Origin of the sequence: Advenella sp. (assembly GCF_052108595.1) — a bacterium.
In the GTDB taxonomy this organism is placed as follows: domain Bacteria; phylum Pseudomonadota; class Gammaproteobacteria; order Burkholderiales; family Burkholderiaceae_B; genus Advenella.
The window spans coordinates 1-8,884 of sequence record NZ_JBQEAU010000146.1 but is presented as its reverse complement, the minus strand read 5'-3'; the positions used below and the strand labels follow the sequence as shown (position 1 = coordinate 8,884).

Sequence of the window (8,884 nt, the reverse complement as noted above, 5' to 3'; positions counted from 1 at the left end):
TGCTTCAGGTATTCACAGACTTTGACGGTACCATTGACGGACGGACCTTCTTCATCGGAAGTGATCAGCATGGCGATGGAGCCGCGATGGTCGGGATGCGCCTGTACGAACGCTTTGGCGGCAACGGTAAACGCCGCGATGGAGCTTTTCATATCGGCTGCACCACGGCCGTACAGCTTGCCGTCGCGAATCGTGGGCACAAAGGGATCGCTGTCCCACTGTTCCAGCGGACCGGTGGGGACCACATCCGTATGCCCGGCAAAAATAAGCAGCGGCGACGCAGTGTTGCGTCGCAGCCAGAGGTTTTGCACTTCTTCGAAAGGCAGATGCTCTGCGACAAAGCCCGAGTCGGCCAATTCAGCGGCCAGCGTCTGCTGGCAATCCCGGTCGTCTGGCGTGACCGACTGGCGGGCGATCAGCGTCTGTGTCAGGGCCAGTACCGGTGAAGAAATTGCATCACTCATGATCAGGCACGCAGCAGGTCGTTAATGCTGGTCTTGGCGCGGGTTTTCGCGTCCACGCGTTTGACAATCACGGCGCACGCCAGGCTGTGTGAGCCATCAGCAGCAGGCAGGGACCCAGGAACTACGACAGAGCCGGAAGGCACGCGACCATAAGTCACTTCGCCGGTTTCGCGGTTATAGATTTTGGTGCTTTGGGAAATGAAGACGCCCATGGCGAGCACTGAGTTTTCTTCGATGATCACGCCTTCGACCACTTCAGAACGCGCGCCAATAAAGCAGTTGTCTTCAATAATGGTCGGATTCGCCTGTAGTGGTTCCAGCACACCGCCAATACCCACGCCACCGGATAGATGGACGTTTTTGCCGATCTGTGCGCAGGACCCTACGGTTGCCCAGGTATCGACCATGGTGTTTTCGTCTACATAGGCGCCGATATTGACGTATGAAGGCATCAAGACCACGTTTTTACCGATAAAAGCGCCACGACGCGCGACGGCGTTGGGCACGACGCGATAGCCGCCTGTTTTGAAATCTGCTTCTGTAAAGTCCTGGAACTTGAGTGGCACTTTATCGAAAAACTGCATCGGCGCATTGTTCATGACCACGTTGTCATTCAGGCGGAAAGACAACAGCACCGCTTTTTTTAACCACTGGTTCACTACCCAGTCTCCGTCCTTTTTCTCGGCAACGCGCAGCGTCCCATTGTCCAGTCCGGCCAGGGCAGTGCCCACGGCATCACGCACTTCGGCTGAAACAGTAGAGGAAGACAAATTGGCGCGGTCATCCCACGCTTTTTCCAGAACGGTTTGAAGATCAGTAGTCATAAGATTTGGATAGTTTGAAAAATAATAAACACAATAGTGAAAGATAGCCCATATTCCGGATGGGGTCTGCCCATGGCCGGTTGATGCGCTTTTCCTTCTCGGGATACCGAAGCTTAACAAAATCCCCGGCGTTACAGTGAAACTGGGCGTTTGCGCGGCCCTTTATCTGAACTGCTGAGGGGTCCGGATCGCGAGCGACCCGGTTATAGTCAGCTGGTGTAGCGATCCCGGATAAACCGGGCGATGCGCTGGGCGCCTTCCACACATTGATCCAGCGGCGCAACCAGCGCCAGCCTGATGCGGTTGGCGCCAGGATTGATCCCATGCGCCTCACGCGCCAGATAACTGCCAGGCAGCACCGTCACATGCTGTGCGCCAAACAAATCACGAACGAAATCAGGGTCGGCGACCGGCGTTCCCGCCCAGAGATAGAACGAGGCATCGGGCATTTTTACATCCAGCACCTCGGCCAGAATCGGGTATACCGCATCAAACTTGGCTTTATACAGAGCGCGGTTTTGCTCAACATGCGTTTCATCATTCCATGCAGCTGTGCTGGCGGCACTAAAGACCGGACTCATGGCGCTGCCATGATAAGTTCGATAAAGGAGAAACGATTCAAGCAGGCTTGCATCGCCAGCGACAAAACCCGAGCGCATGCCAGGTACATTCGAGCGTTTGGAAAGGCTGGAGAAACAGACGCAGTTTTTGAAATCGGTACGGCCCAGCCTGTGTGCAGCCTGCAAGACGCCTACTGGCGGATGCGCATCGTCGAAATAGATTTCGGAATAACATTCATCGGAGGCAATCACAAAGCCGTAGCGGTCCGACAGTTCGAACAATAATGCCCACTCGGCTTCCGGCATGACATTGCCTGCCGGATTGCCAGGAGAACACACAAATAGCAATTGTGTTTTTTCCCAGACGTGCGCGGGTACGGCCGACCAGTCGGGGCTGAAGTTGCGTTCAGGTACGGCGTTGACGTAATAGGGCTGCGCGCCTGCGAGCAGGGCGGCGCCTTCATAAATCTGGTAAAACGGATTCGGGCAGATGACCAGACTGTCGCTGGCGCCGTCGAGCACGGTTTGGGCAAAGGCAAACAGCGCTTCTCGCGACCCCAGGCATGGCAGAACCTGGCTTTGTGGATCTGGTGCGGGCATGTCGTAACGGCGACCGATCCAGGCGGCAATCGTTTCACGTAGCAGGGCATCACCCTTGGTCGGCGGATAGGCGGACAGGCCGGACAAGTGATCGGTGATCGCCTCGTTAACCAGTGCCGGCGTGGCATGCTTGGGCTCACCAATCGACAGGTTCACATGGGCCAGCTCCGCAGCAGGGGTAGGGGCAGTGGCAAGCAGCGCCCGCAATTTTTCAAAGGGATAGGGTTGCAGCAGACGTAATTTGGGATTCATGACAGACCTTGCGTAGATGCGCAAGTTTACCATTTATAGAGGGTGATCAGCGTCGCTGCGCCACCCATCTTCTCTATGAAACGGCGGTTTATTTCAGCCTGCAGTTATTGGACAGATTTGTGGCCGTCCTTCACAAGATGAGTGTTTGTTCATCGATAACACACGAGGGCGGACCTTTGCGCAAACGGGTACGGATTGGCACGTTTTTGCGAGTGATCTATCTGCGTGCCTTATCATATTGCCGACTTATGCAACGGCCAGAAAGCTGGGCCGCTCCTGATGATGATTGATGATTTTGTGGGTTTTCTATCGTTATTTACGGTTATTTCGATGGTAAAAATCATCGAATTGACATAATTTCTTTACGCAGGGCACCAAACCCTACTATAATCCCCGTTCTTTGATGCGAGCGTGGCGGAATTGGTAGACGCACTGGATTTAGGTTCCAGCGCCGAAAGGTGTAAGAGTTCGAGTCTCTTCGCTCGCACCACAGTATTTAAACCTGTTGGTTGTATAGAATCAATAATCATCAAAATCAACAAGTTATCGTGTGTGCCCGAAATGGTTTGATCGTATAGAATCAAATTTTCGCAACAAAACTACGCATAAATTCCCCAGACATCACTCATAAAACGGCAAGCATTCTGACGACCAAAACGGATCGTTGCGTACGTATTCATGTCAAATGCGTTCGCCCATCGAAAAGCTTCTCTCCAGGCCCCGGCGGCACCCCTGCATGTATATTCACCTAGTTGAAATATGCCATTTGTTATACTTGAAGATAGATTATTGAGGATATGGCATAAAAGATGAACTGTGATAATTTTGTACGGCTGAGTTTAATTGGTCTGTTAAGTCTGCCCGTTGTTTCAAATGCAGAAGTCAAAAGTATCGAGAACAACAAAAGCATTAGCCAGGGCGTCAAGGAAAATCCCATCATGGGATACGTCGTACCGAAGGCTGGTGACTTGAGAATACACAAAGTCCACAGTGAACCCAAAAAAGGGTCATTAAGCGTTATCTATAATAACGAACAAAAAGTACGTCTCACAAACGTCAACGCACAAAGAATTCCTCCTGGTCTCGACAAAATCAAGGCTGCCAAGGCGCTAGGCGAAGGAGTTGAAAAGGCGTTGGTTAAAGATAACAGCACAACCCCTGAAAAACAGGAATTTACTACGCCCAAAGGCGTGCACGTAAATTGTGTTGGCGTTCTTATGAAAGATAAGCCAGCTTCCAACCGGCTTTGCTATGCTGTGTTCGACAATTATTATGTCCAGACGAACATGGTCTGGAAAATGGATAAGAAGAGTGATGAAAATGCTTTTTCTCGTTCAGACGATTTTGTCACAGCAGTGATGGACCGGTTCAGCGATTATCCCAAGTTATAGAGAAGGCCTAATCAAAGCCGGCGCTATCTCCCCATAACCGCAAACGGGCGATGGGCATTCACCTAACCTGATTGATCGCACCATTCCAAGTGCATTGAGCCAGGATCCTCAAACGGTTTTTCTAAACGTTCCTGAACCCATACATGTGGCGCGCGTGCATCTGCATTTCAGAAGTTTCACGAATAGTGCATAGCCAGAAAACGAACCAAATCCCGGGTAAACCCGAGATTGTTAACAAACGTTAAGTTTCGTAATATTCAGCAATGCATGCGTTTCATCCTAAGTGTCGTATGCATTTTCGCCTATCGGCACGTGTGCCTGGGCGTTTTTTTACGTCCGGCTATGACACTCCGCGGTTGTGGCTATGTCGGATCAACCACATTTGTCATTACATCTTTGCCATTACCTTAGCCGAATGCCCGTCTCATTGGTGCTGACCATCATCTGCAATATTCAATATGTCTCATTTAGCATATAGGTCGCTTGCACTGTCGTACATGAGCGTCAATATTGAGGGCTTACGGCCTGCAGTGGCATATTCTTTACATTTCAAGCTCCTCTTCAACATCACAATCGTTATACTTAAGAGCAATAACATTTGAATCAGAAGTTCGTTCAAATTATATAAGGCCTTTTATACACTGGGTCATTTGGGAGACATATGTTGAAGCGTTCGACATTCATGGCAATGACGTTGTGCCTGGCGATCACGCCAGCGCTGGCCGCTTATCCGGAACGGCCTATTACCTGGGTCATTCCCAGCCCGCCAGGCGACGGCTCAGATTCCATTGGCCGTTTGCTGGCCGACAAGGTAGGCAGGGCGCTCGGGCAGACAATCGTGATACAGAACAAACCCGGGGCAGGGGGTGTGATTGGGTCGGAGGCGGTTGCCGGCGCCAAACCCGACGGGTATACCATGATTGTCGGCAATGCCGGTTCGCATGGAATCAATGCTGCCATCTACAGCAAGTTGCGCTACGACGTCGTTAAAAGCTTCCGGCCCGTGGGACTGTTCTGCACGGCAGCCAATGTGCTGGCGGTTCGGCAGGATTTGCCGGTCAGCAATCTAAAAGAATTCGTCGCCTACATAAAAAACAGCAAAACATCGCTCAATTATTCCTCCGGCGGTATCGGCAGTTCGGCTCATCTTTCTGCTGAATTGTTCAAGAGTCTTGCTGACGTGCCGCTGGTTCACATTCCGTACCGAGGCGCAACACCGGCGGTGCAGGCCGTGCTTTCCAATGAAGTGGTTACCATGATCGGCAATTTACCTCCGTGGCTAAGTCAGATCAAGTCGGGTAAGGCCAAGGCCCTCGCCGTGACCACAAAGGAGCGTGTACCAGAGTTGCCCGACGTGCCGACACTCGCAGAAACCTATCCGGGATTTGAAACGGTCGCGTGGTTTGGCTTATTGGCGCCTGCCGGAACCCCGGGTGAACTAATAGAACGCGTCAATGAGCAAATCAACGTGGCGCTGGCGTCTCCGGATATTCAGGAGCGGCTCAAGGCAGTCAGTTGCGCGCCGGCCGGCGGCACGCCCGAGGAATTTGCCGGGCGCATTCGCAACGATGTCAGTCGCTGGAAAAAACTGGCTCAGGAAAAGAATATCAAGGCAGATTGAGACGATGCAGGCGGTTCGGCTGCCATCATGCGTTTAGACTGCCAGCAAGGTTTCAATTCCAAAAGGCACGGGCTTGAAGGGATGGGCGCTTATCAATTGCATATCGGGCTCCACACCCAGGCCGGTGCGATTGGGAACATGGTATTTGCCTTTTTCCAGTGTCGGGTGTTGCTGCCCGACCAGCGCATCATATAGCGGACTTTCCTCAAATTGCAATTCGAGCATATGGGTCTTGCTGGCAACGCAGGCGACATGCAGTGAGGCGACCGTGCACACCGGGCCGGTCGGGTTGTGGGGAGCGAACAGGATATCGTGTGCGGCGGCCATTTCGGCGATCGCCAGCATATGGGCCGGGCCACCACAATACTTGATATCGGGCATGATCACATCAAGCAGTTTTTCACGAATCTGCATCTCAAAGGAAGCGACGCCAACCTGAGTCTCCGCTGCTGCAATAAGCACGTTCTGTTCGTTGGCGTGAGCCTTGATTTTACGCAGAGAATCCCAGTTGTCATAAGTTTCTGCCAGGGGACACTCAAACCAGTGCAGACCAACGTCCTGCAGTTGATCCAGCACATCAAGTGCGCTTTTCTCGTCAAAACGCCAATGGCAGTCCACCATTAATCTGGCTTGCGGTCCGACGGCTTCGCGGATGGCATACAGGCAGTCTACCCCGTGTCGGATCAACTGGTCAGCTTCTCCGGCAGCGCACGCAGCGGGTGTGACGCCGTCAAAAGGCGCTGCCTTGAATCCCAGGAAGCCCGCCGCGGCCGCACGTTGGGCTGTGGCGGCAAAGCCTGCCGGTGCGCGATCGACCGTGGCGCGATTAATGTTTGCGTAGACTGAAATGGCTTTTCTTTGCAGAGGGGCAAGTACGGTATGTAGCGGCACGGCCTCCTGCCCGGCGCGGATTGTCCAGAGTGCCTGGGCCAGGGCGCTGAGCACGGCATTGGAAACCAGTCCGCCAGGTAGCATCGCAGATGGCCGCAATTGTGCAATGGCCGCTTCTGCCGTCATGCCCACCAGCGGCTGGCCATGTAGCTGAGTCGCTGTCTGAAGGGCGGTTTCCCAGCCATTGAGCGATGCTTCTCCCCAGGCCCTACTGCCATCGCTCATTTGAATGAGAATGAAAAACCAGTTGGTTTTCGGTGAAACATTGAAGGCAACAGCAGTGACGGACGCGATCGTACTCATATGTGTTCAGGCAGGCCAGTAGGGTGAATTTGAATCTTCAGTGGTCACCAGGATCGGCGACTACCAGGAAATATTCTTATTGCAGATGTTATCAACATGAACGTCCCGGATGTCATAATCATAATGCAGTTCGAAGGGGGATGGCGCAGGATTATAAGTATGTCAATGTGAAACATCAGACTTGTGATTTTCCGGTAAGCTATGATGCAGTAGTGATGCATCGTGAGTATAAAAAGGAGTATTCAAATGAAAATGATGACATATGTCATAGGCGCAATATGTGCGGTGGCGTCCTTGCAAGCTTATGCGGCAGAGCCGGTAAAGCCGACGCATCAGAATGCGGCTTCAGTGTGCAAGCGCGTTCAGGAAACGGCAGAGACTACATTGCAGGCACGCAAAGGTGGCCACAATGACAGGGCCGGGGACAAGGCCAGCCTAGGTAGCAAGAGTAATGATCCGATGTTTACGTATGCTATTGACGTTGCGTACGATAGCGACCTTAACAAGACAGGTATCGGACAGGAAGCGTACGACTATTGCATGTTGCACAAGGCCGGCGCCTGATGGGCTGCTGGCTGGCAGCATTAAAAATACAGTCAGGATTTGTCCAAACATACCTCACTCTATGCCGTTGCATCATACGGCAGCGGTAGTGTGGGGTTTGATGTGCTGGACGATAAGATCAAGCTTGAACCCACACAGATTGCTGCAGGAATGCAACACCGCGTCTAAACGACCACCCAACATGTCGTAAAAAAGCCTGATTGATGCGAAAAAGCGACATCTTTCAGGCTTTTATTATTGTTGTATTTTCTTGCCGTCGCCAGGCGCTTTGGCACTAAGTGCGCCGTCAAGCCCGCTGTCGCACCTACAGTGCGCGGAATCTCCATATACATGCTTTCCAAGTTTTTTTCCTTTACATGGATCAAGGCGACGAACAGCCCCTCAAAAATACAATACTTCTCAAGCTGCTTCCGTAACCCTTTGATTCAAAAAGATAAGCGGGCCCGTATGCAGTGGTTTGTCAACATGGTTGCCGCGTCTGCTTAGTTTGCTAAGGGGCAAACCCGGCAATCATGGTGTCGAGCGACCGGAGTAATCCGGTAAAGCTGGCCGGTGTCATACCGCTAGCCCAAAGGTGATGAAGTAATCCGGTACGCCGGAATGAAATTTGTAAATGGAGTATTCAATATGAAAAAGGCATTGCAATCTATCGTGCTGCTCGGTGCGGCAACCGGGGTGGCGCAAGCTGCAACTTCTGTAACGTTGTATGGTCTGGTTGACGGCGGCATCGGTTATACCAAGACCAAAATTACTGAAAGTGCGTTCGAAGATGGACATCGGCACGGTGCACGCTGGATAGAAAAACGTAACATCGGCATGGTCAATGGTATCCTGAATGGCAACCGTTGGGGCCTCAAAGGTACTGAAGACCTGGGTAACGGCACCAGCGCCATTTTCCAGGTGGAAAGCGGTTTTGACCTGGGTAACGGTCGTTCATCACAAGGTGGTCGTCTGTTCGGTCGTAAAGCAATCGTTGGTTTGACCGGCGATAGCTGGGGTACCTTGACCCTGGGTCGCCAGTACAACGTGGCCGACGACGTGGTTTCTGGAATTGATCCTTTCGGCACAGGTGTTCTTCAGGCTGGTGTTGTTGACGGTGCATTCGGTGATTCACCTTCTGCCCGCATGGACGACTCTTTGAAGTATATGTCGCCTGATTTCGGTGGCTTCAAATTTGGCATTGCTTATGCCGGCAAAAATTACAAGGAAACCGACACTCAAGAGTTTGATCGCCGTGGCCACGGTGAAACGGAAAAAGGCGAAAAAAATACTACTAACTGGATCTCAATGGGCCTGGGCTTCGAAAACGGTCCAGTTTCTGTCGGTGCTTCCTATGATCGTTATCGCACCGCAGAACGTACATGGACAGAGACCCGTGCACACGGTGAGACCCACCTTGAAGATGAAACAATCA

The 8,884-nt window shown here is 52.1% G+C and carries 9 protein-coding genes and 1 tRNA gene; 5 read left to right on the top strand and 5 right to left on the bottom strand.

Going from position 1 to position 8,884, the window contains the following annotated elements; genetic code table 11:
- From ACTIKR_RS18970 to dapC, 3 genes are all read right to left on the bottom strand, one after another.
- Nucleotides 1-464: M20/M25/M40 family metallo-hydrolase (locus ACTIKR_RS18970; protein WP_442328691.1), on the bottom strand; the 464-nt coding region annotated here is incomplete at its 3' end.
- Between the two features lie 2 nt (nucleotides 465-466).
- Nucleotides 467-1,288, bottom strand: a complete 822-nt coding sequence (gene dapD / locus ACTIKR_RS18965) for a 2,3,4,5-tetrahydropyridine-2,6-dicarboxylate N-succinyltransferase (protein ID WP_193089037.1) — start codon at nucleotides 1,286-1,288, stop codon at nucleotides 467-469.
- Between the two features lie 209 nt (nucleotides 1,289-1,497).
- Nucleotides 1,498-2,700: a succinyldiaminopimelate transaminase gene (dapC, locus tag ACTIKR_RS18960; protein WP_442328690.1), complete on the bottom strand. Its 1,203-nt coding sequence runs from the start codon at nucleotides 2,698-2,700 to the stop codon at nucleotides 1,498-1,500.
- Nucleotides 2,701-3,105: 405 nt separating this feature from the next.
- Between dapC and ACTIKR_RS18955 the strand changes: the two genes are divergently transcribed.
- The 3 genes from ACTIKR_RS18955 to ACTIKR_RS18945 all read left to right on the top strand — a co-directional run bounded on the left by ACTIKR_RS18955 (nucleotide 3,106) and on the right by ACTIKR_RS18945 (nucleotide 5,712).
- Nucleotides 3,106-3,190, top strand: a tRNA-Leu gene (locus tag ACTIKR_RS18955).
- A 319-nt stretch (nucleotides 3,191-3,509) separates the two neighbouring features.
- Nucleotides 3,510-4,091 carry a hypothetical protein gene (locus tag ACTIKR_RS18950; RefSeq protein ID WP_442328689.1) on the top strand — a complete coding sequence of 194 codons (582 nt, stop codon included), beginning with the start codon at nucleotides 3,510-3,512 and terminating at the stop codon, nucleotides 4,089-4,091.
- A 661-nt stretch (nucleotides 4,092-4,752) separates the two neighbouring features.
- Nucleotides 4,753-5,712: a Bug family tripartite tricarboxylate transporter substrate binding protein gene (locus ACTIKR_RS18945; protein ID WP_442328688.1), complete on the top strand. Its 960-nt coding sequence runs from the start codon at nucleotides 4,753-4,755 to the stop codon at nucleotides 5,710-5,712.
- 33 nt (nucleotides 5,713-5,745) lie between these two features.
- Here the strand turns inward: ACTIKR_RS18945 and ACTIKR_RS18940 are convergent, their stop codons facing one another.
- On the bottom strand, nucleotides 5,746-6,906 hold the full coding sequence (locus ACTIKR_RS18940; RefSeq protein WP_442328687.1) for an enolase C-terminal domain-like protein: 1,161 nt from the start codon (nucleotides 6,904-6,906) through the stop codon (nucleotides 5,746-5,748).
- Nucleotides 6,907-7,152: 246 nt separating this feature from the next.
- Here ACTIKR_RS18940 and ACTIKR_RS18935 point away from each other — a divergent pair, with 246 nt between their 5' ends.
- Nucleotides 7,153-7,470 carry a hypothetical protein gene (locus ACTIKR_RS18935; protein ID WP_442328686.1) on the top strand — a complete coding sequence of 106 codons (318 nt, stop codon included), beginning with the start codon at nucleotides 7,153-7,155 and terminating at the stop codon, nucleotides 7,468-7,470.
- 164 nt (nucleotides 7,471-7,634) lie between these two features.
- Here the strand turns inward: ACTIKR_RS18935 and ACTIKR_RS18930 are convergent, their stop codons facing one another.
- Entirely contained in the window at nucleotides 7,635-7,811 is a 177-nt protein-coding gene (locus ACTIKR_RS18930; protein ID WP_193089041.1) for a hypothetical protein, read from the bottom strand.
- 286 nt (nucleotides 7,812-8,097) lie between these two features.
- Between ACTIKR_RS18930 and ACTIKR_RS18925 the strand changes: the two genes are divergently transcribed.
- On the top strand, nucleotides 8,098-8,884 hold a 787-nt coding region (locus ACTIKR_RS18925; protein ID WP_442328685.1), incomplete at its 3' end, for a porin.